23 protein-coding genes are annotated in these 21,072 nt (G+C 42.9%); 3 read left to right on the top strand and 20 right to left on the bottom strand.

Features of this window, described 5'->3' with window-relative positions:
• The 7 genes from ybeY to rpsU form a co-directional block, all read right to left on the bottom strand.
• The gene (gene ybeY / locus B6A27_RS12700; RefSeq protein ID WP_044744563.1) at positions 1–471 is read right to left on the bottom strand and encodes an rRNA maturation RNase YbeY; all 471 of its coding nucleotides are present in this window, start codon (positions 469–471) and stop codon (positions 1–3) included.
• 310 nt (positions 472–781) lie between these two features.
• Complete coding sequence (locus B6A27_RS12695; RefSeq protein WP_080862289.1) at positions 782–1,744, bottom strand: PhoH family protein; 963 nt, start codon at positions 1,742–1,744, stop codon at positions 782–784.
• 3 nt (positions 1,745–1,747) lie between these two features.
• A complete protein-coding gene (yqfD, locus tag B6A27_RS12690; protein WP_080862288.1) occupies positions 1,748–2,935 on the bottom strand; it encodes a sporulation protein YqfD in 1,188 nt (395 codons plus the stop codon).
• 17 nt (positions 2,936–2,952) lie between these two features.
• Positions 2,953–3,237, bottom strand: coding sequence for a sporulation protein YqfC (gene yqfC / locus B6A27_RS12685; RefSeq protein ID WP_044744566.1), 285 nt, complete (start codon positions 3,235–3,237; stop codon positions 2,953–2,955).
• A gap of 158 nt (positions 3,238–3,395) precedes the next feature.
• Positions 3,396–3,626, bottom strand: coding sequence for a hypothetical protein (locus tag B6A27_RS12680; RefSeq protein ID WP_080862287.1), 231 nt, complete (start codon positions 3,624–3,626; stop codon positions 3,396–3,398).
• A gap of 93 nt (positions 3,627–3,719) precedes the next feature.
• Positions 3,720–4,166: a GatB/YqeY domain-containing protein gene (locus tag B6A27_RS12675; protein WP_044744567.1), complete on the bottom strand. Its 447-nt coding sequence runs from the start codon at positions 4,164–4,166 to the stop codon at positions 3,720–3,722.
• A 14-nt stretch (positions 4,167–4,180) separates the two neighbouring features.
• Entirely contained in the window at positions 4,181–4,354 is a 174-nt protein-coding gene (gene rpsU, locus B6A27_RS12670) for a 30S ribosomal protein S21 (RefSeq protein WP_027407847.1), read from the bottom strand.
• Positions 4,355–4,507: 153 nt separating this feature from the next.
• Here rpsU and B6A27_RS12665 point away from each other — a divergent pair, with 153 nt between their 5' ends.
• On the top strand, positions 4,508–5,434 hold the full coding sequence (locus B6A27_RS12665) for a Na/Pi symporter (protein ID WP_066145923.1): 927 nt from the start codon (positions 4,508–4,510) through the stop codon (positions 5,432–5,434).
• An 8-nt stretch (positions 5,435–5,442) separates the two neighbouring features.
• Here B6A27_RS12665 and deoC read toward each other — a convergent pair whose 3' ends face one another.
• A complete protein-coding gene (gene deoC / locus B6A27_RS12660) occupies positions 5,443–6,114 on the bottom strand; it encodes a deoxyribose-phosphate aldolase (protein WP_044744569.1) in 672 nt (223 codons plus the stop codon).
• Between the two features lie 145 nt (positions 6,115–6,259).
• On the opposite strand from deoC, the gene B6A27_RS19250 reads away from it, so the two are divergent.
• Complete coding sequence (locus B6A27_RS19250; RefSeq protein WP_255375094.1) at positions 6,260–6,394, top strand: hypothetical protein; 135 nt, start codon at positions 6,260–6,262, stop codon at positions 6,392–6,394.
• Here B6A27_RS19250 and mtaB read toward each other — a convergent pair.
• From mtaB to gpr, 12 genes are all read right to left on the bottom strand, one after another.
• Positions 6,383–7,738, bottom strand: coding sequence for a tRNA (N(6)-L-threonylcarbamoyladenosine(37)-C(2))-methylthiotransferase MtaB (gene mtaB, locus B6A27_RS12655; RefSeq protein WP_080862286.1), 1,356 nt, complete (start codon positions 7,736–7,738; stop codon positions 6,383–6,385). The two genes, B6A27_RS19250 and mtaB, sit on opposite strands and share 12 nt — an antisense overlap.
• 10 nt (positions 7,739–7,748) lie before the next feature.
• Positions 7,749–8,498 (bottom strand): 16S rRNA (uracil(1498)-N(3))-methyltransferase, encoded by a 750-nt coding sequence (locus B6A27_RS12650; protein ID WP_080862285.1) that lies wholly within the window; start codon positions 8,496–8,498, stop codon positions 7,749–7,751.
• Between the two features lie 15 nt (positions 8,499–8,513).
• On the bottom strand, positions 8,514–9,452 hold the full coding sequence (gene prmA, locus B6A27_RS12645; protein ID WP_044744572.1) for a 50S ribosomal protein L11 methyltransferase: 939 nt from the start codon (positions 9,450–9,452) through the stop codon (positions 8,514–8,516).
• 8 nt (positions 9,453–9,460) lie between these two features.
• Positions 9,461–10,600 carry a molecular chaperone DnaJ gene (gene dnaJ / locus B6A27_RS12640; protein ID WP_080862284.1) on the bottom strand — a complete coding sequence of 380 codons (1,140 nt, stop codon included), beginning with the start codon at positions 10,598–10,600 and terminating at the stop codon, positions 9,461–9,463.
• A 148-nt stretch (positions 10,601–10,748) separates the two neighbouring features.
• Positions 10,749–12,581 (bottom strand): molecular chaperone DnaK, encoded by a 1,833-nt coding sequence (gene dnaK / locus B6A27_RS12635; RefSeq protein ID WP_066145936.1) that lies wholly within the window; start codon positions 12,579–12,581, stop codon positions 10,749–10,751.
• A 21-nt stretch (positions 12,582–12,602) separates the two neighbouring features.
• On the bottom strand, positions 12,603–13,187 hold the full coding sequence (gene grpE / locus B6A27_RS12630) for a nucleotide exchange factor GrpE (protein WP_080862283.1): 585 nt from the start codon (positions 13,185–13,187) through the stop codon (positions 12,603–12,605).
• A gap of 117 nt (positions 13,188–13,304) precedes the next feature.
• Entirely contained in the window at positions 13,305–14,339 is a 1,035-nt protein-coding gene (gene hrcA, locus B6A27_RS12625; RefSeq protein WP_066145942.1) for a heat-inducible transcriptional repressor HrcA, read from the bottom strand.
• Positions 14,340–14,422: 83 nt separating this feature from the next.
• Positions 14,423–15,565 (bottom strand): radical SAM family heme chaperone HemW, encoded by a 1,143-nt coding sequence (gene hemW / locus B6A27_RS12620; protein ID WP_080862282.1) that lies wholly within the window; start codon positions 15,563–15,565, stop codon positions 14,423–14,425.
• A 63-nt stretch (positions 15,566–15,628) separates the two neighbouring features.
• Complete coding sequence (gene lepA / locus B6A27_RS12615; protein ID WP_044744578.1) at positions 15,629–17,455, bottom strand: translation elongation factor 4; 1,827 nt, start codon at positions 17,453–17,455, stop codon at positions 15,629–15,631.
• A gap of 221 nt (positions 17,456–17,676) precedes the next feature.
• Positions 17,677–18,015, bottom strand: coding sequence for a YqxA family protein (locus B6A27_RS12610; protein ID WP_066145947.1), 339 nt, complete (start codon positions 18,013–18,015; stop codon positions 17,677–17,679).
• Positions 18,016–18,027: 12 nt separating this feature from the next.
• Positions 18,028–19,233, bottom strand: coding sequence for a stage II sporulation protein P (gene spoIIP, locus B6A27_RS12605; protein WP_066145950.1), 1,206 nt, complete (start codon positions 19,231–19,233; stop codon positions 18,028–18,030).
• A gap of 77 nt (positions 19,234–19,310) precedes the next feature.
• Positions 19,311–20,429 (bottom strand): GPR endopeptidase, encoded by a 1,119-nt coding sequence (gpr, locus tag B6A27_RS12600; RefSeq protein ID WP_080862281.1) that lies wholly within the window; start codon positions 20,427–20,429, stop codon positions 19,311–19,313.
• Between the two features lie 210 nt (positions 20,430–20,639).
• On the opposite strand from gpr, the gene rpsT reads away from it, so the two are divergent.
• Positions 20,640–20,906: a 30S ribosomal protein S20 gene (gene rpsT, locus B6A27_RS12595; RefSeq protein WP_044744582.1), complete on the top strand. Its 267-nt coding sequence runs from the start codon at positions 20,640–20,642 to the stop codon at positions 20,904–20,906.
• Positions 20,907–21,072: the final 166 nt, after the last annotated feature.

Here is a 21,072-nt window from a genome sequence, read left to right as displayed (position 1 = left end):
TTATCGTTTCAACCCGTATTGTTCCAGAATTTGCTCTTGCTTAGCAAACATTTCCTTTTCGTCTTCCTCTGTTTCATGGTCATATCCTAACAAATGTAAAAAGCCATGCACAGCTAAAAATCCTAATTCTCTCATAAAGGAATGGCCGTATTCTTTCGCTTGCTCTTGTGCTTTCGGAACGGAAATAATAATATCTCCTAATACCGGCGGTGCATCTAATCCAATGATTTCCGTTTCTCCTTCCCCCATCTCTTCAAGTGCAAACGAAATCACATCGGTAGGTTGATCCTTCCCGCGATACTCACGATTAATCATCCGGATTTGTTCATTATCGACAAAAGAAATGCTAACCTCCGCCTCATCTGGAATCTGTTCAACATCAGCCGCATAATTTAATAATTTGGCGATGACCTCCATCTGCTCATCAGTTACTTCATTTGTTTCGTCTAACCAATCAATATGTAGTGCCATTTTTTCTTCACCTTTTCCTTCTCTTCTCGTTGATGCCCCTTCGATAAAAAGAGACCCATCATGTTAATGGGTCTGTCGCATGACCGGGCTATAATAATGTTTAAATCACGAAGACCGCGTTTGTCAAATATTATTTTCATTTAAAGAATCGCGGCCTAACCAACGAATTTCGACTGCCTTTATGCTTGCAGCATAACATAGTTGCTGATTTACGCCCTTCGCCCGTAAACCCCTCGTTTTTTCATCATACCATAAATGCAGCTCCATGATAAATTTCTATCTATTGGCTGAAAAGAAGCCTTCCCTATTCTTATACGCCCGCTTGATCATACGCTTCAATAATTTTTCCGACAAGCGGATGGCGAACAACATCAGCCTGCTCCAAAAAGACAAATGAAATGCCGCTAACAGATGATAAAATATCCTTGGCTGCAGCCAACCCAGATTGAACGCCCCTAGGCAAGTCAATCTGAGAAATATCGCCTGTAATAACCATTTTCGAGCCAAATCCAAGCCTTGTTAAAAACATTTTCATTTGCGATGGCGTTGTATTTTGCGCTTCATCCAAGATCACAAATGCATCCTCAAGCGTGCGCCCTCTCATATAAGCAAGCGGTGCAATTTCAATCGTCCCTCGCTCGATGAGACGCTGTGTATGATCAGTACCCAATATATCATGAAGAGCATCATAAAGCGGACGTAAATACGGATCCACCTTTTCTTTCAAATCTCCTGGCAAAAAGCCTAAATTTTCTCCCGCCTCGACTGCTGGACGAGTTAAAATAATTCTCTTGATGTATCCATTTTTAAGTGCATGAACAGCCATAACGACTGCCAAATAGGTTTTTCCTGTTCCCGCCGGGCCGATGCCAAATACAAGATCATGCTTTTTAATCGCCGCTACATATTGGCGCTGTCCTAATGTTTTGACGCGAACCGGCTTTCCTTTAGCGTTTTTCGTAATCTCTTCCTCATATAACTCAATGAAATACTCTAGCGTGTTGCTTTTCGCCATTTGAATCGCATACATCACATCGCGTTCGCTCATCGTGACTCCCTTGCGAATCACGATGAGCAGATGGCGCAGCACCTCATCAACGAGCCGAACGCTTTCGCTGTTTCCTGAAACGTGCACGGCATCTCCCCGCGTCACAATCGAAACGCCCAGCTCTTGCTCAATTCGTTTTAAATGAACATCATGAATGCCAAAAAGGGCAATCGCCTCATTGGCATTTTCTAATTGCTGGCTAATCGTCACAAACTCCTCTGACATCCCTTAATCTCCTTGAACAATAGGTTGTGGTATCGCAATATTTTCAACTACTTGGTAATGAATCTCTACTTTTACTTTACCATTCTCTTTGGTTGCATGCAAAATCTTTTCACCTACAATGGAAGCATCTGCTTCTAGTTTGCCCTCCAGCTCATTTCGCGCCATTTCTTTTGCTTTCTGCAGCGCTTCATTCCATGTATAGCTCCGCTTAACCTCCTCGTTTTCCCGATAAATCACCCGCTCATAATAAATCGGCAGCTTCCATCGCCAGAACTGCAGGGCCCTTTTTTGGTTTTCGGTTTTATAATGGCTAAATGGCGGTTTTTTAAACCCCCAAACCGGAAGTGAAAAAGAACCAATCGCTATATAATGCTTTTCCATATACTTTCCTGTGTATACTTGAAACACGGAATCAAACGGCAAGACAACTGTAGACTTGTACCATGTTTCTCCAAAAATTTTTCCACGAGCCGGCACAAGCTTCGTTTTTCCCTCTTTTCCAATAATTCCCGACACTAAAACTTGTCCTTTATTCACATAATCATGAACAGCAACAAGCGGTTGTCCCTCTTCGACAAACATATGAGTGATGACGGCTTTCTTTTTCGCCACTAAATGGCGTACCCCCACCGCTTCCGGTTCCTTCGGCTTCTTTTTTTCTACCACTTGAAAGTAAAAGGTCGTCCCCTTTAATTCAACCCCGACCCATGTAATGGTTTCAATGCGATCGGTCAGCTTCTGTTGAATTACTTCAGGAGGATCTAACAGAAATTGAAAAGCTCCTTTTTCAACCCCCATTTGCTTGAGTTCCTTCAAAATGCGGTATTCTGTTTCCGGCTTAGCCCCTTCGATCCGAACATTCCAGACCATGTTAGAAAGCAAAAAAACAAGCGCAAAAAATAAAAAGATTCCGATGAGAAATCCAGTATTTCTGAGCATTTTTTTCCCCAAAAAGGGCAGACCGCTTTTTCCGATAAAAAATAGTTTACAACCGCTTTTTCGCACCATTACTCGCATAGCTGGAACGTCTTTTAGAAAGATAAAAAAAGTTGCTGTGTGTTCATCCTGCTTTTTAACATTCCAAATATGAATGCCGTTTCGCAAGCATTTATTTACAAACCGTTCGATTCCTTTTCCCTGAACTTTAACCTTTACGCTTCCTGATAAAAAATTCATCCACTTGTTCTTCATTTTTTTCCTCCCCAATGCTATTCATCTAAATAAATGACATGATGAATTTTTCCTTCTAATAAAATTTCCTCAGGTAGAATCGTCTTGATAACAAATTGCTCGCCGCGAACAAGAAGCTGTCCTTGCTTTAAAAGCAAGCGCAATTCTTTATCACTAAATGTTAATAATCCGCGATGGTTTTCGATATAAATATGTATGTGTCCAATCATGGTAATACGGGGAAGGTCCATCACTAGATCAGCAGGCAGTTCTAACTGGTTTGTCAACCAATTTCTCACTTGCTGGCGCCACTTTTTCATCATCGAAAAGAACCCCCTTTCATCTCATACATATGAAAAAAGATAGGTATGTAGCACATCTGACATAAAAAAAGAAGCCTTGGCATAAGCCAAGACCGTTTACATTATGTATCAATCCCTATTTTTCGCATCAACGCTCCCCTACATGACATGCTGCATTTTTAGGTAACATCGATACATGTCAGTAAGAGAAGGAAGGTTTGCTGTTCCCTACCTTCATGCTTTTTATCATAAGAAAAGCGCCCGCCGAGGAGAGCTCGAATCAAGCTTGATCCTGTGCGAGTCGAAACTCCACATGTCGCCGCAGCAGCCCGGGGCGACTTGAGCCGATGCAGCTTGAAATTAGACAGCACCTGATTTCTTTCAAAAAAACAAGAGACAAATTCTGACATAAAAAACAATCCCCTACAGATCGACGCTGAAGAACGAAACGGTCCTTCATCTTGATCTGTAGGGGATTGGTAATGTCAATCATTTATTTCTTGTTACGCTAAGTGCTGCTGAACAAGTTTATTAACGAGAGAGCCGTCCGCCTTTCCTTTTACTTTCGGCATGATTGCTCCCATCACTTTTCCCATATCAGCTTTTGAAGAAGCTCCAACCTCGGCAATCGTTTCTTTAATAATGGCTGTTAGCTCTTCTTCTGTAAGCTGCTTAGGCATATATAGCTCAAGTATGCGAATTTCTTCTTTTGTTTTATCAGCAAGGTCTGAACGACCAGCGTTTTCGAACTCTTGGAGGGAGTCTTTACGTTGTTTTAATTCGCGAGAAAGTACAGTCAGCTCTTCATCTTCAGATAATTGGCCCTTTCCAAGCTTGATCGCTTCGTTCTGCAACGATGCTTTGACCATCCGAATGACGGAGAGTTTTTCCTTTTCTTTGTTTTTCATCGCTTGCTTCATATCATCGTTTAAACGTTCAAGAAGACCCATAAATACACCCTCTTTTAATGCTTGCGCTTTCTAGCCGCTTCAGACTTTTTCTTGCGTCTTACGCTTGGCTTCTCATAGAATTCACGCTTTCTTGCTTCTTGTAACGTACCTGTTTTTGAAACAGCACGTTTGAAGCGACGAAGAGCATCTTCAAGCGATTCGTTTTTACGAACGATTGTTTTTGACATCTTACTTCCCTCCCTCCGAACAACGCCACTTGCATTTGTATTACTAAACATGTACCTGTCAATTATAATATATCCGATAAAAGAGGTCAACTAAAAAAGCAGTCATCGTCTCTCCTTCTTGTCCATACAATGGTGATGAAAGGAGAGAAGGACATGTTGTCATTATTGATCTTATTTAGCGTTTATATTAGCATTTTTTTGCTTGGAATGTTTATGCTGAAAGCAGGTCTCTACGCTCTTTCTGGCCATCGCCTGAAGAAATGGCTGCTGCATTTTACGAAAACACCCTTTCAAGGATTTCTCACAGGAACAGCGCTTACCGCTCTTCTGCAAAGCAGTTCGGCGATGATGATCATCACCGTAGGCCTTGTAACAACTGGCTATTTAACATTTCGCCAATCGATCGGCATTATTTTAGGCAGCAACATAGGCTCTACCATCACAACGGAAATTATTACGCTTGATCTGGGAGCAAGTGCTATTCCCATGCTGCTGACCGGAGCTTTTTTTGTCTTTTTTCTTCGGCATCGCATCAGCTACAGTATCGGTATGATCTTGATTGGGCTTGCCTGCTTATTTTTTGCCATGAAAGGATTTGGCGATCTTGCAAAGCCGCTTGCTTCTTACCCCGTTGTCTACGAGTGGCTAAAAAAGACCGATCGCTCTAATCTATTAGGAATTGCTGTCGGCATGCTCCTCGCGTCGATTATTCAGTCAAGCGCAGCGACGATCGGTATTACGATGGGCTTTCTTCATGAGCATTTGCTCACATTGCCGGCCGGTATTGCGATTTTACTTGGCGCCAATATCGGAACATGCGTAACGGCCCTTTTAGCCAGCATTGGTACAAGCCAGGAAGCAAAGCTTACAGCTTATACGCATTTATGGCTGAACATTGCTGGAGTAGGTATTTTCTTTTTTCTCATTCATCCTTTAGCTTCCTTTGCCGGCAGCTTAGCTGCCAAACCTGACGTCCAGCTGGCGCATGTCAGCGTTTTATTCAATGTTCTTTGCTCAGTCGCCGCTCTGCCATTCACTCGCTTCATTGAAGCGTGTATTACCTTCATCCATAAAAAATAACTTGCATATTAATAATCAGTAAGCGCCGTTTTTCCTTGAACGATCGCAACACCAGAGCTTGTACCGATGCGCGTCGCTCCCGCTTTCACCATCGCTTCGGCTCCTTGAAGATCGCGGACGCCGCCAGACGCTTTCACACCCATATCCGGTCCTACCGTTTGGCGCATTAATGCGATATCTTCAATCGTAGCACCACCGGTAGAGAAGCCTGTAGATGTTTTGACATAATCAGCCCCTGCTTGTACGGCTAAGCGGCAGGCGCGCACTTTTTCCTCTTCCGTTAGCAAGCATGTTTCAATAATGACTTTCACAAGGGCTTTTCCTTTAGCCGCTTCGACGACAGCGCGGATATCACGTTCCACAAGCTCGTCCGCTCCGTCCTTTAAAGCACCAATATTCATAACCATATCGATCTCTGTTGCGCCATTAGCGATCGCATCTTTCGTTTCGAATGCTTTTGTTTCCGGAGTATTGGCTCCAAGAGGAAAACCAATGACTGTGCAAACTTTCACATCAGTGCCTTTTAGCAGCTCAGCTGCAGCCGCTACCCATGTTGGATTTACACAAACAGAAGCAAAGCCGTATTGTTTCGCCTCTTCACATAATTGAACAATTTGTTCCTTTGTTGTATTCGCTTTCAGCAGTGTATGGTCAATCATTTTTGCCAATTGATTTGCCATATGAATGCCGCTCCTTTCTGTTGAAATAGAGAAGTCTGACCTCTATCATCATACCATTTTTCAACCGCAAAAACTAGCCGACAAGCAAAATTTGTTCAATGAACCTCTCTCACTTCCACTCCGTTAAGAGGCGGGAAACTTCTCGATGGATGAGGTTAAAAAAAGCTCCCACCGAGCGGCGATGAACGCCCAAGCGCCGCTGGCGTTTGAAGCTGGAGACAAGATATCCATTCTGACAGAAGCAAAAAACCCAGCTAATCGCTGGGTTTTACGAGCTTAATTTCATTTTTTCCTTTACCTGATCAGATACTACGCGGACGAATTCTCCTTCATTATATGGATAGCCCGCTTTCGTAATTTTCACTTTTACAAGCTGACCGACCATTTCTTCAGTGGCTGGAAATTTTACTTTTAAGTAATTATCGGTATATCCAACGTATAAGCCACTGTCCGGCTCTTCTTTATATGGCTCTTCTGGAATGACTTCAAGCACTTGTCCTTCGAACTGCGAAGCATATTCCTTCGCCAATTGGTCAGAAAGAGCGATGAGGCGATGAACGCGCTCGTTTTTCACCTCTTCATCGACTTGGTCTGGCATGCGCGCCGCAGGTGTTCCTGTACGCTTCGAATATGGAAATACATGAAGTTCCGAAAACTGATGGTCACGGATAAATTCATACGTTTCCATAAATTCTTCTTCCGTCTCACCAGGAAATCCGACAATAATATCCGATGTGACCGCCAGCCCAGGCAGTGCTTCCCGCAATTGAACAAGCCGCTCAGCAAAAAATTGAGTCGTATACTTGCGGCGCATCCGCTTTAATACGCTGTTGGACCCAGATTGAAGCGGAATGTGCAAATGGCGGACAATTTTATCGGAACGCTTGAGAACTTCAATGACTTCATCGGTGATTTGACTTGCTTCAATGGATGAAATGCGAAGCCGCTTTAAGCCGACTACCTGTTCATCCATATCGCGAAGCAGCGCAGCAAAATTATAATCCTTCATATCTTCTCCATAGCCGCCTGTATGAATGCCTGTTAGTACGATTTCTTTATAGCCGGCATCAACAAGCTGTTGCGCTTGGCGAATGACTTCTTTCGGATCGCGTGAACGCATGAGGCCGCGCGCCCACGGAATAATGCAAAACGTGCAAAAATTATTGCAGCCTTCTTGAATTTTCAAAGAAGCTCGCGTCCGATCCGTAAAGGCAGGAACGTCCATTTCTTCATATACGCGGGTCTTCATAATGTTTCGAACCCCGTTAATCGGCTGGCGCTCTTGCTTAAATTGTTCAATATATTCAAGGATCTTGGCGCGATCCTGCGTTCCGATTACGATATCAACCCCAGGAATCGCCATAACTTCAGCTGGAGAGGTTTGCGCATAACAGCCTGTGACACAAATAACCGCATCAGGATTTTGCCGGATGGCACGCCGAATAACTTGACGACTTTTTTTATCGCCCGTATTCGTCACTGTGCATGTATTGATCACGTACACATCTGCATGAGTTTCAAAGTCTTTTCGTTCATAGCCCGCTTGTTTAAATAACTGCCAAATCGCTTCTGTTTCATAATGATTTACTTTGCAACCTAACGTATGAAAAGCCACTGTTGACATTATTCTCACCTCACCTTAATTCCCATTCATATGATGCAGCCGCTAATACATAAAGCGGGGCTGTTTCCGTCCGCAAAATCCGCGGTCCGAGGCCGCATGTGAAAAAACCGTTTTCCTGAAGCTTCGTGATTTCATGCTCCGCCAAACCGCCTTCTGGACCAAATAAAACGAGCATCGACTCCCCCGGCTTCATCTGTCGCAAAACTTTTCGCAAAGCTGCTGCTTCTCCTTGCTTTGCTTCTTCTTCATAAGCAACCATACGATAGTCCAGCGTTCGGGCAAATTCAATAAACGGCTCCATAGACATCGGCTGGTAGATATCAGGAATGCGCGTGCGATGCGCTTGCTCAGCTGCTTCTTTTGCAATTTTCCTCCATCTTTCCAGCTTTTTATCCGCTTTTTTCGCTTCCCATTTAACAACAGAGCGAGCCGCCAAAAAGGGGATAAATGCAAAAGCACCAAGCTCTGTTCCTTTTTGAATGACCAATTCAAATTTATCTCCCTTTGGCAGCCCATGAGCAATATAAATCCGTATTGGAAGCTCTGTTTGTTCCTCTATCCATTTTATAATGCGAAGCATCATATTCTCACTGGAAATTCGTACAATCTCACATAAAGCGGCTTTGCCGTTTTCGTTACAGCAAATAACCGCATCTCCCTCCCTCATGCGCATGACGCGTACCATATGGTGATAATCGTCCCCAGTCATGACAATTTGGTCATGATGAATTTGATCCTTTGAGACAAAATACCGTTGCAAACCGCCACCTTCTTTTCATGCTTTTCTTGCAATTAATGCGATCCAATCTTCCATCGCCAGTGTTTCTTCAATAACAAATCCAGATTCAATCAACTTTTCTTTTACCTCGTGTTTTTTCGCTTGAATAATTCCAGATGTAATAAAATATCCGTTTTCTTTTACCAGATGGTACGCATCATCTGTAAAACGCATAATGATTTCTGCTAGAAGATTGGCCACAATAATATCGGCCGGCTCCTTTACATTATCCAGCAAATTCCCTTGGGTAACCGATACGATATCTTGAACTTTATTTAATTTCACATTTAGCTTGGCGCTGTCTACGGCCACTGGATCTAAATCAAGCGCTTGAACAGAAGCGGCTCCAAGCATCGCTGCCGCAATACTCAAAATCCCTGATCCAGTCCCAACATCAATGACGGTATCACTTGGTTTCACACATTTTTCTAGCGCTTGAATACACATGACTGTGGTCGGATGTGTGCCTGTGCCAAAAGCCATTCCAGGATCTAGCTCAATAATAAACTCATCAGTGGAAACCGGTTCATAGTCCTCCCATGTTGGCACGATCGTAAATTTTTCAGAAATTTTTACTGGGTTATAATATTTTTTCCACGCTGTCGCCCATTCTTCTTCGTTCACTTCGCTGATCGTAATTTTATTTTTTCCTATATCAATATTATAGAGCATTAAATTATTGATCGCTTGTTTAATTTCCTCAACTGTTTCTCCTAAAAAACTATTGACTGGCAAATAAGCTTTAATGATGACTCCTTCATCCGGATAATCATCGGGATTTAGCTCATAAATTTCGCCAAATGTGGTATCACGTTCTTTTGTTAAATCAAAAGGGTCTTCAATGACAACTCCCCCAGCACCTGCTTCGTGCAAAATATTCGAAATCGCCTCAACTGCTTCTTGTGTCGTATGAATGCTGATTTCTGACCATTTCATAAATGTGTTTATTCCCCTTTAAACGCTTTTTTTACTTTCTCAAAAAAGCTATCTTGCGGTCCTTGGTGCATGCTTTGGTCTCCCAATTCATCAAATTCGCGCAGCAGCTGCTTCTGCTTTTCCGTTAATTTAGTTGGCGTCACAATGCGCACAATCACATGCTGGTCCCCTTGACCATATCCGCGCACATTGGGCACACCTTTTCCTTTTAAGCGAAATTTTGTACCTGTTTGTGTGCCTGCTGGAATTTTCAATTTTACTTTTCCGTGAAGCGTCGGAACTTCAATTTCATCACCAAGAGCTGCCTGTGCAAATGTCAGCGGAATTTCACAATAAATGTCATCATCATGGCGTTCAAAAAATTCATGCGGCTCTACACGAAACACGATATATAAATCGCCCGCTGGACCTCCGTTTATGCCTGGTTCTCCTTGTCCAGCTACGCGCAACTGCTGTCCGTCGTCAATACCTGCTGGAATTTTCACATGAATTTTTTTCCGCTTTTTCACCCGACCGCTACCGTCGCAAGTCGCACATTTTTCCTTAATAAATTGTCCTGTGCCTCCGCAATAATGACATGCTCTGCGATTCACAATGCGTCCAAATGGCGTTGCCTGCTCTATGCTGATTTGTCCCGTTCCGCCACAATGTGAACATGTTTCCTTTTTCGTTCCCGGCTTTGCTCCTGATCCATGACACGTATCACACGTTTCTTCGCGAGGGATTTCAATATCCGTTTCTTTTCCAAACACTGCTTCTTCAAATGTCAGTGTCATCGTATATTGTAAATCAGCACCAGCCCGCGGAGCGTTCGGATCACGCCGTCTTCCTCCACCAAAAAAGGAGCTGAAAATATCCTCAAAACCACCAAAACCGCTAAAGCCGCCAAAATCAAAATCATCGCTTCTAAAGCCGCCAAAGCCTTGATTAGGATCCGTATGACCAAATTGATCGTAATGGGCACGCTTTTGATCATCGCTCAATACTTCATAAGCTTCTTTGATTTCTTTAAATTTTTCAGCTGCATCTGGTGACTTATTAATATCTGGATGATATTGTTTTGAAAGTTTTCGGTATGCTTTTTTTATTTCATCTTTTGTCGCTGTTTTGCTTACCCCGAGAACCTCATAGTAATCTCGCTTTGTCATCATCATCCACTCCCGATTCACTCACATAAAGCTAATTGTACCATCCATTTCTTTATATATGCAATAGATGTTATTTTTCCTATCGTTTCTTTTTTTCTAGAAAAAAAGTCAAAGCCAAGGCAGGCCTGACTTTGACTTTTTCCCGTTTTTACTTATCTTCTTTTACTTCTTCAAATTCCGCATCAACTACATCGTCATTTTTTTTCGCAGCGCCGTCTGCATTTGTTTGCCCTTGAGCTTGCGCCTGTTGAGCGGCTTGCTCGTATAGCTTAATGGACAATTGCTGAACGATTTCTTGCAGCGCATTTTTCTTTGTGCGAATTTCTTCGATATCTTTTTTCTCTAAAGCAGCTTTTAATTCTTCTTTAGCCTCCTGCGCTTTTTTCACTTCAGCTTCGTCCACTTTTCCTTCAAGCTCTTTGAGTGTTTTTTCTGTTGTAAATACCAAATGATCCGCTTCGTTGCGAAGATCCACTTCTTCTTTGCGTTTTCTGTCCGCTTCTGCGTTTTCTTCCGCTTCTTTCACCATTCGTTGAATTTCTTCTTCGGAAAGGCCAGAAGATGATTTAATCGTAATGGATTGTTCTTTGTTTGTTCCTAAATCTTTTGCACGCACATGGACAATACCGTTGGCGTCAATATCGAATGTGACCTCGATTTGCGGCACACCGCGCGGAGCCGGTGGAATGTCGGTTAGCTGGAAGCGGCCTAACGTTTTGTTATCGGCCGCCATTGGGCGTTCTCCTTGAAGAACGTGAATATCAACCGCCGTTTGATTGTCTGCCGCCGTTGAGAAAATTTGCGATTTGCTTGTCGGGATCGTCGTATTGCGTTCAATTAATTTCGTAAATACGCCGCCCATCGTCTCGATTCCTAAAGAAAGTGGAGTCACGTCAAGCAGTACAACATCCTTGACATCCCCAGCGATCACACCGCCTTGAATAGCAGCTCCAATCGCGACCACTTCGTCTGGGTTGACACCTTTATGCGGCTCTTTTCCAATTTCCTTTTTGATTGCTTCTTGCACAGCAGGAATGCGCGTCGAACCCCCGACAAGAATCACTTTGTCGATATCGGATGGTGTTAAGTCTGCATCTTTCAATGCTTGGCGCACTGGTCCCATTGTCCGTTCCACAAGATGGGCAGATAGCTCTTCAAACTTTGCGCGCGTTAATGTCATTTCTAAGTGAAGCGGTCCTGTTTCATTCGCGCTGATAAACGGCAATGAAATTTGGGTTTGCGTAACGCCAGAAAGATCTTTTTTCGCTTTTTCAGCAGCATCCTTTAAGCGCTGCAATGCCATTTTATCTTTTCCTAAATCAACGCCATGTTCCTTTTTAAATTGTTCAACTAAATAATCGATAATGACTTGGTCGAAATCGTCGCCGCCAAGATGGTTGTCCCCAGCTGTCGCTTTTACCTCAAACACGCCATCGCCAAGCTCCAAAATCGAGACGTCAAACGTCCCGCCACCTAAGTCATATACGAGAATCGTTTGATCTTCCTCCATTTTATCAAGTCCATAAGCGAGCGCTGCCGCTGTCGGCTCGTTAATGATACGTTCAACTTCCAATCCGGCAATGCGTCCGGCATCTTTTGTTGCTTGGCGCTGTGCATCATTAAAATAAGCTGGAACCGTAATGACCGCTCTTGTAACAGGCTCGCCTAAATAGGCTTCCGCATACGATTTTAAATATTGTAAAATAATAGCTGAAATTTCTTGTGGAGTATATTGTTTTCCTTCAACCTCCACCTTATAATCGGTACCCATATGGCGTTTGATCGAGATGATCGTATTTGGGTTCGTAATCGCTTGGCGCTTCGCTACTTCCCCCACTTGCCGTTCTCCGTTTTTAAATGCCACAACTGACGGAGTGGTTCGGTTTCCTTCTGGATTTGGAATCACTTTTGGCTCGCCGCCCTCTAATACAGCTACACAAGAGTTTGTTGTTCCTAAATCAATACCAATGATTTTGCTCATCCGTATCACCCTCCTATGACATTATTGACTCACTTTCACCATTGCTGGACGAATGACACGATCTTTTAATTTATATCCTTTTTGAAATTCTTCAACGACCGTGTTTGGCTCATATCCGCTATCTTCTGCCTGCATCACGGCTTGATGCAGATGAGGATCAAACGGTTTTCCAATTGATTCGATGACTTCAACGCCTTCTTTTTTCAATGCATCAATCAAAGAGCGATATACCATTTCCATCCCTTGCAAAATGGATTTGGCTGTTTCGTCTTCTGTCTGGATTTTTAAAGCGCGCTCGAAATTATCTAACACCGGTAAAAGATCTGTCACTAAATTTTGTGCGCGATATTTTTCCGCTGCCTCAAATTCAAGTCTTGTACGGCGGCGGAAATTATCAAAATCTGCATGCAGGCGAAGATAACGATTTTCTAATTCCTGCAGCTTTTGCTGAAGTTCAGCGATTTGCTCGTTTGCCGCTGTCAGTTGATCTTGTTCGTCATCAGTAATTGATTGATCTTCTGTCAATGACTCATTCACTTCTTCTTGCGGCTGTTCATATGTAACTTCCTCTTCTGTTTGAAGCATTTCTTTTTGTTCGTTTTCCATCGGCTTCACCTCCCTTAAGTGAACAAATAAGTCCAATATATGTATAATCGAAAAGTTATTCACAAGGAAAGGATGGGGTGCTTCACACCATCCATCCATTATCCAATATGACCAATGCTACCCATTTTGATACCAATCTGTCAACGCCTTTGTTAAGTCAGAAGCCACTTGATTCAAAATGGTAATGACACGCGAATATTCCATTCTCGTCGGCCCCAGAATTGCAATCGTTCCCAGCTGCTCCTCTCCGATCGAGTAGGTCGCTGTAATTAAGCTGCAATTTTCCATGCCGCTCAATTGGTTCTCATGGCCAATTGTCACTTGAATTCCCTTTTTGCTGCTTCGACGCAGCAGTCGATAAAACTCTTTTTCTTGTTCAATGATTTTCATTAAAGAATGAACTTTTTGAATATCATTGAACTCTGGCTGGCTGAGCATATTAGCTCTTCCCGCTAAAAACAGCTTTTCTTCCCGCGGCAGCTCAATCATATCCGCAATGGTTTTTAACATGCTGTCATAATTATAAATGTGGGCACGCAAGACGTTGGCAACCTCTTTATAAATCTTATCCTTCAATTCCATAATAGAAGAACCAATCAATCGCTCATTCAAAATATTGACCATTTTTTCTAAATCAGAAGCATTCACGGAAGCCGGAATCGTAATCACGCGGTTTTCTACATGGCCTTTGTCCGTGACAAAAATGGCTACCGCCGTTTCTTTATTTAAAGGAATGATTTGAATTCTTTTCAGCTTATTATCTTTCACAGCCGGACCGAGAACGATAGATGTATAGCTTGTCAAATCCGATAAAATCTGCGCCGATTTTTGAACGAGTTTCTCTAGCTCATAAATTCGTTCTGCAAAAATCGATCTAATCTTCCTCATATCCTCCGTTGTAAGATGCTGTGGTGACAATAGATGATCGACGTAATAACGATAGCCTTTTTCCGACGGTACCCGGCCTGATGAAATATGCGTTTTTTCAATGTATCCCAATTCCTCCAAATCAGCCATTTCGTTTCGGATCGTTGCTGAACTGAAGGTAATTTTCTCCTTCTTCGAAAGCGTCCGCGAACCGACAGGCTGGCCGTAACGAATAAAATCGTCAATAATCACTTGCAAAATCAATAACTGGCGATCAGTTAACAACGATCATCACCTCTGTTAGCACTCAAACATATTGAGTGCTAAATCTATTATTAAAGTACCAAATCCCCGCACATCTGTCAACTTTAGATTACTCCAATAAATGCCTGAAACACTTCATTTCCAAGCAGTTTTCCTTGGTGAGTAAGACGAATATGAGTTTCCGTTTCCTCCAATAGCCCTTTCTGCTTTTCTTGCTCAATCGGTTCATGGAATACCTCATGGACTGGACAATGAAATTTTTCCATAAACCGCTGTTTGGAAATGCCTTCTATTTTGCGGAGACCTAAAAACATTTCTTCTTCTTTCTGCTCTTGCTCGGTTACCACATGGCGTTCAATATACGCTTCTCCCGTTTTTTCAACTAAATCAATATATTTTTTGATCGGTCCGGCATTCGCGTTTCTCATGCCGGCTACATAACTGTGCGCCCCTGCACCAAATCCGTAATATTCTTCATTACTCCAATACGTAAGGTTATGATGGCTTTCAAATCCCGGCCGGGTATAATTGCTAATTTCGTACTGCTTATAGCCGCTCTTCTCCATTTCTTCCATAATGACCTCGTACATATTTGCTTCTTCTTCTTGACTTGGCAAAGATAGCTTTCCTTTTCTCATTAAATTGTAAAACACCGTTTTCGGTTCAACGATGAGCGAATAAGCAGAAATATGCTGAATGTTGAGTGCAAACGCCATATTCAAAGAATCGCGCAGCTGTGGAAGCGTCTGTCCCGGCAAACCGTACATCAGATCAACGCTAATGTTTGCAAAGCCGATATCTTGAGCGATTCCGATGATTTGAAACACATCATCTCGCCGATGAGTTCGTCCAATTTTTTTTAACAATTCATGATCAAACGTCTGTACGCCAAAGCTTAGGCGATTGACTCCTGCGTCTTTTAACAGCTGCAGTTTTTCCCGCGACAACTCGTTCGGATTCGCCTCGAAGGTAAATTCCACTTCGCCCGCAGTAAAAGGAAGGCGCTTATGAATGGCATTGAGAAAAAAGTCAAGCTGATCCATTTCCAGCACGGTCGGCGTCCCCCCACCTACAAAGATGGTATCAAGTTTTTGTGTAGGATATCGAACCACTGTTTGTTCCATTTCGGTTTCTATCGCCTGCAAATACTCGTTCACCGGCTGTCCTTTAAAGAATACTTTATTGAAATCACAGTAATAGCAAATTTGCGAACAGAACGGAATATGCAAATAAGCGGCTTGAATCAATGTTCATCGCTCCTTTTTCATAACAAACAAGGCCATCTCATCATGAGACAGCCTCGTATGGCATTATTTTTTATCATCCATTTTGAGCACAGCCATAAACGCTTCTTGTGGAACTTCGACAGATCCGACCTGCTTCATTCGCTTCTTTCCTTCCTTTTGCTTTTCAAGAAGCTTGCGTTTCCGCGATACGTCACCGCCATAGCATTTAGCTAGCACGTTTTTCCGCAATGCTTTGATCGTCGAGCGGGCAATAATTTTATTGCCGATCGCTGCTTGCACAGGAACTTCAAACTGCTGGCGCGGAATCAAATCTTTCAGTTTCTCAACAATGACTTTTCCGCGCTCATAGGCTGAGTCGCGATGAACGATAAAGGAAAGGGCATCGACTTTCTCCCCATTTAATAAAATATCCATCTTCACAAGCTTTGAAGGCTTATAGCCGATGAGCTCATAATCAAACGATGCGTATCCTTTCGTGCTTGACTTTAAAATATCAAAGAAATCATAGACAATTTCTGAAAGCGGAATTTCATAAATAAGCATAACCCTTTTTTCATCCATATATTGCATATCGACAAAGATGCCGCGCTTGCTTTGACATAGTTCCATTACCGCTCCAACAAAATCGTTTGGCACCATGACCGTCGCTTTGACGTAAGGTTCTTCCACCCGGTCAATTTTTTGTGGATCTGGCATGTTGGATGGATTATCCACTTGAACCTCCTCACCATCGGTCAAGTATACTTTATACACTACGCTTGGCGCTGTCGTAATTAAATCGATATTAAACTCGCGCTCAATGCGTTCCTGAATAATCTCCATGTGTAGCAGCCCTAAAAAGCCGCAGCGAAAACCAAAACCGAGCGCCTGCGATGTTTCGGGCTCAAATTGTAGCGCGGCATCGTTAAGCTGCAATTTTTCCAATGCCTCACGCAAATCATTGTACTTGGCTGTATCAATTGGATACATTCCGCAAAACACCATCGGATTTAAGCGACGATATCCCGGAAGCGGTTCGGCCGCAGGATTTTTGGCATCTGTAATGGTATCACCTACACGCGTATCGCTTACGTTTTTAATGGAAGCGGTCAAAAAGCCAACATCGCCCACGGTTAGCTCATCAACCAATTTCGCTTTTGGCGTAAACACCCCTACTTCAACTACCTCAAACTCTTTTCCAGTCGCCATCATCTTGATTTTTTGTCCCGGCTTAACCGTTCCTTCCACAATGCGAATATAGGCCACTACACCGCGGTACGGATCATACAGCGAATCGAAGATCAACGCTTTTAATGGCGCATCAGGATCACCAGCCGGCGCCGGAATTTTGTCGACGATTTGCTCCAAAATCTCTTCAATGCCGATGCCGGCCTTAGCGGAAGCAAGCACGGCTTCAGAAGCATCCAAGCCAATTACATCTTCAATTTCTTGGCGAACGCGCTCAGGCTCAGCGCTTGGCAAATCGATTTTATTGATAACCGGCAAAATCTCTAAATTATTATCCAGCGCCAAATAGACATTTGCCAGCGTTTGCGCTTCAATTCCTTGCGCCGCATCAACAACAAGAATAGCCCCCTCGCATGCCGCCAAACTGCGCGACACTTCATAGGTAAAATCGACATGCCCTGGCGTGTCAATAAGATGAAAAATGTATTCCTCTCCATTATTTGCTTTGTACTTTAACTGAACAGCATTCAACTTAATCGTAATGCCGCGCTCCCGCTCTAGCTCCATAGAATCTAGCATTTGCTCTTTCATTTCTCGCTGCGAAAGCGCCCCCGTTTTTTCAAGGATGCGATCTGCAAGCGTCGATTTTCCATGGTCAATATGAGCGATAATAGAAAAGTTGCGGATTTTTTCTCTTCTTTCCAGTCTTTGTTCACGATTCATCTTTTTCACTCCTACTGTTACCCGAAACTACACTAGCTTTGATTATAGCAACACAACGGTTAAGATTCAATGAGAGAAATAAGAAAAGCGCAAAGCGCCCTCCAAGAAGGTTGTCACCGTCACAATGCGGAGTGAAGCGATTCGAGCCGACGGCAATTGAAGCTAGGCAACGCCCGAACCCTTTAAAAAGGATAAGAAAAAAGTCGAGCCTGTGCCCGACTTTATTCGATCAGCTGTCCTACAAAAGAAAGAAGGGATTGAATAACAGAACGAACTCCTTCCGCCAAATGCTTTCCAAGCTCCGAAAACAGATTGAACATTTTCATCTGTTCAAGCTTCTCTTTCTTCTCACTAATATTTTCGATACTTACTCTATTTCCCATAACCATTGCTTCCATTTCGCCGTTTTTATCTTTTGCAACATGGAACACGGTCTGAAAAGACGGATCATTGTAGCCCTTCATTTTGATCATCCCTTGATTCGCCTGCTGCATGCCAAGCAAGACACCAAAGAAAAGAAGGATAACAGCCGTCAAAAATTGAAGGGTGAATTTTGCCATTTTGCTTCCTCCTTACTGCTTTTGCGGCGGATCAGAGGCTGGAGCCTGCACTTTTTCTGCCTGCCAATAATGCTCACTAAACACATCGGCAACAGCAGCTGCGGATCGGAAAAGTTCATCAAACGTATTGTCTACCCCGCCAAACTCTATGAGTAACGCATTATTTGATAAATCTTGGTTGAATTTTCCATTTGTTCCTCTTCCTTTCTTCTCGATGACCCCCCGACTTAATCCCGGATATTTTTTTTGTAAAAGCTGATGAAGCTGTGTTGCTAGTTGTAAATTCTTTTCATAGTTTGCATTTTCTCCGCCAACAATGAACGCAACACGCGCATAGCTAACTCCGTTAATAGTCGCAGTTGTAAATTTTCGTCTTTGGGCATCGCGGTGAATATCAATCAAGTATTGTAAATCACGGTTTTGGCCCATCGCCTGCATAACAACCTGTCTTGACATGTCATATGATTGCGCATAGTCCATTCCTTTTTCTGATAATTTTTGTTGAACATCAACGGTGCTTTCCACCGCTCCAATCCCTCGTTTCTCAAGTTCCTCCTGCAATTTTTGTCCGACTTTCGTTACATTGACCGTACGATGAAAGGCCTGATCTGGATCGTTTGCCCCTTTGAGCGCTGGCAAATACGATTCATACGTATGGGTGCTGTAAATATAAACGACTTTCCGTCCGCCAGTCGTTTTCGTTGGCGGAGGCACTGGCTGTTTATCTTGATCTTGATCCGCTTTTTCTAAATTTTCGATGGATGCCTCGCGTTCAGCCAGCATCACTTCAAGCGGCGGTGCCGATTCGTAAGGCATGTTTGTATAGTCCGTTCCTTCTCCTGCCACCACAATCTTACTATCATATAGAGCAAAACCAGGCAATTCGCTGCCAAGCAGACTGCGGGGATCATCTGGATTAATGCTCGTAATCATACGCAGCAAAATAGATGAATAACTAATGTTCTGTCGCTCTTTCGGCAAGCTTTGTAAAAAATAATGGTTTTCAAAACTAAATAAATGAATGAACGTTTCCTCAGGAAAATGATTTGTCACACTATTAACAGAAGAAGAGGTAATTCGATATTCAGGTTTTAACGATGTCATGACCCCGACAACCGTAAACATCATCATCCAGCCTAAAACGGCTAAAGTCACAACTTTTTTAATGCTTGTCCCTTGAATGGTGACGACCATTTGCCGAGAGCGAAACCTTTTCATGTTCTCACCCTTTCTAAGCTTGTCTACTAATTTAACAGTATGGTCAAGCTTAAAAAGATAGAACATCTTTTTTATGATTAGCGCGTATACATCCCTGTATTTCCTTGATCAATCTGGCCATGCAGCGCTGCGTTTAAGCCGCTCGCTAGCAAATGGGCCATGTCCCCGATAAACATATCGACTTCTTTCGGCGTCACCATCAAATTATGTCCGAGCGGGGCCAACACTTCATGAATAAGCGTTCTTTTTTCTGTATCGCTCAGGGTTCCAACCATGCCAAGAAACGTCGATCGCTGTTCTTGTGTAGGCAGATCCTCTTCGGTTAATTTTTTTCTTCTTCCAAACATCCATCCAGCTGGAGCAAGAGCACTAGAGGGACGATTCCCTTCACGCATTTCTTTGCCAAAATGCTTTAAAAGAAAGTCAATGGTATCGCTTGTAATCGACACAGCATCGACAACCGTCGGCACACCGATAGCGATGACAGGAATCCCTAAAGTTTCTTTACTTAATTCCTTGCGTTTATTTCCCACTCCTGATCCGGGATGAATGCCAGCATCTGAAATTTGAATCGTCGCATTTACTCGTTCAATTGAACGAGCTGCTAGTGCATCAATGACAACAATAAAATCCGGTTTTGTTTTTTCAACGACACCGTCAATAATGTCGCTCGTTTCAATTCCTGTTGTTCCCATTACTCCGGGAGCAAGCGCGCTTACAGGACGAAAGCCTTCTTGCACGCTTTCCGGTTGAAGCTGAAACAAATGCCTTGTAATTAATAAATTCTCTACCGCCAACGGACCGAGCGCATCTGGAGTAACATGATCATTTCCAAGCCCCACAACAAGACAGCTTGCTTCTTTTGGAATATTCAGCTTCTGCAAAAAAGCATGGAACTCTTTCGCAAACACTTCCTCTACCTTTTTTTGCAGTTCTGTATCCTGTTCCCGAATCCCTTGAGCCTCCAGCGTGATATAGGTTCCTGGCTTCTTGCCAATGGACTGCGCTCCTTCCTCGGTTACTTCAACATATGATAGCTTAATTCCGTCTATTTCACGATCATGAATCGTGACTCCTTCAATCGGAGAGGAAGTCTCTTTTTTTTGCTGCAATCGCTCTTCAATGGCCATTTCGTGAGCTTCAACAGCCAAATCTGTCCGCACGGAATACACGCTAAGATCTAATGGTTGATTCATCGATGCTCCTCCTTCTCAAAAACGATCGTTTTTATTTATTGTCGCCGCTTTCTTCTTATTTCATTCTTTAATAAGTAAAGTATTTTTGCTTGAATAGTCTTGCATAATTGAAATGTGTTTGATAGAATATCATTTGTTCTTGATATGTCTATATCGATCAACATGACAAAAGAATCACGTATATGGACAGCATTACGGAGGTGAAAGACATTGGCAAATATTAAATCAGCAATTAAGCGTGCGAAAACAAGCGAGAAACGCCGTGCTCACAACGCTGCGATGAAATCAGCCATGCGCACAGCGATTAAAAAATTTGAAGCGCTTGTAGAAGCAAAAGAAGTGGAAAAAGCACAAGAAGCATTTGTCCTTGCTTCTAAAAAATTAGACAAAGCGGCAAGCAAAGGATTAATTCATAAAAATGCAGCAAGCCGCCAAAAATCCCGTCTAGCGAAAAAATTAAACAGCATCACAGCGTAACAACAAATAAACGACCTTTTTGAGGTCGTTTTCTTTTTTGATTTTTATAAAATTGTCTTTAGCTGGAAATTAAGAAAATACGCGCACAAGCCTTTCCGTTTTTTATGATTCTCATCCAAAAATCCTCCAAGCTGACACCCCCATCTCTGAACGAAGTGGGGATGGG

It is taken from the genome of Anoxybacillus sp. UARK-01 (assembly GCF_002075365.1).
GTDB lineage: Bacteria > Bacillota > Bacilli > Bacillales > Anoxybacillaceae > Anoxybacteroides > Anoxybacteroides rupiense.
Note: the sequence above shows the minus strand (reverse complement) of the source record. Positions and strands in the feature narration are given on the sequence as shown.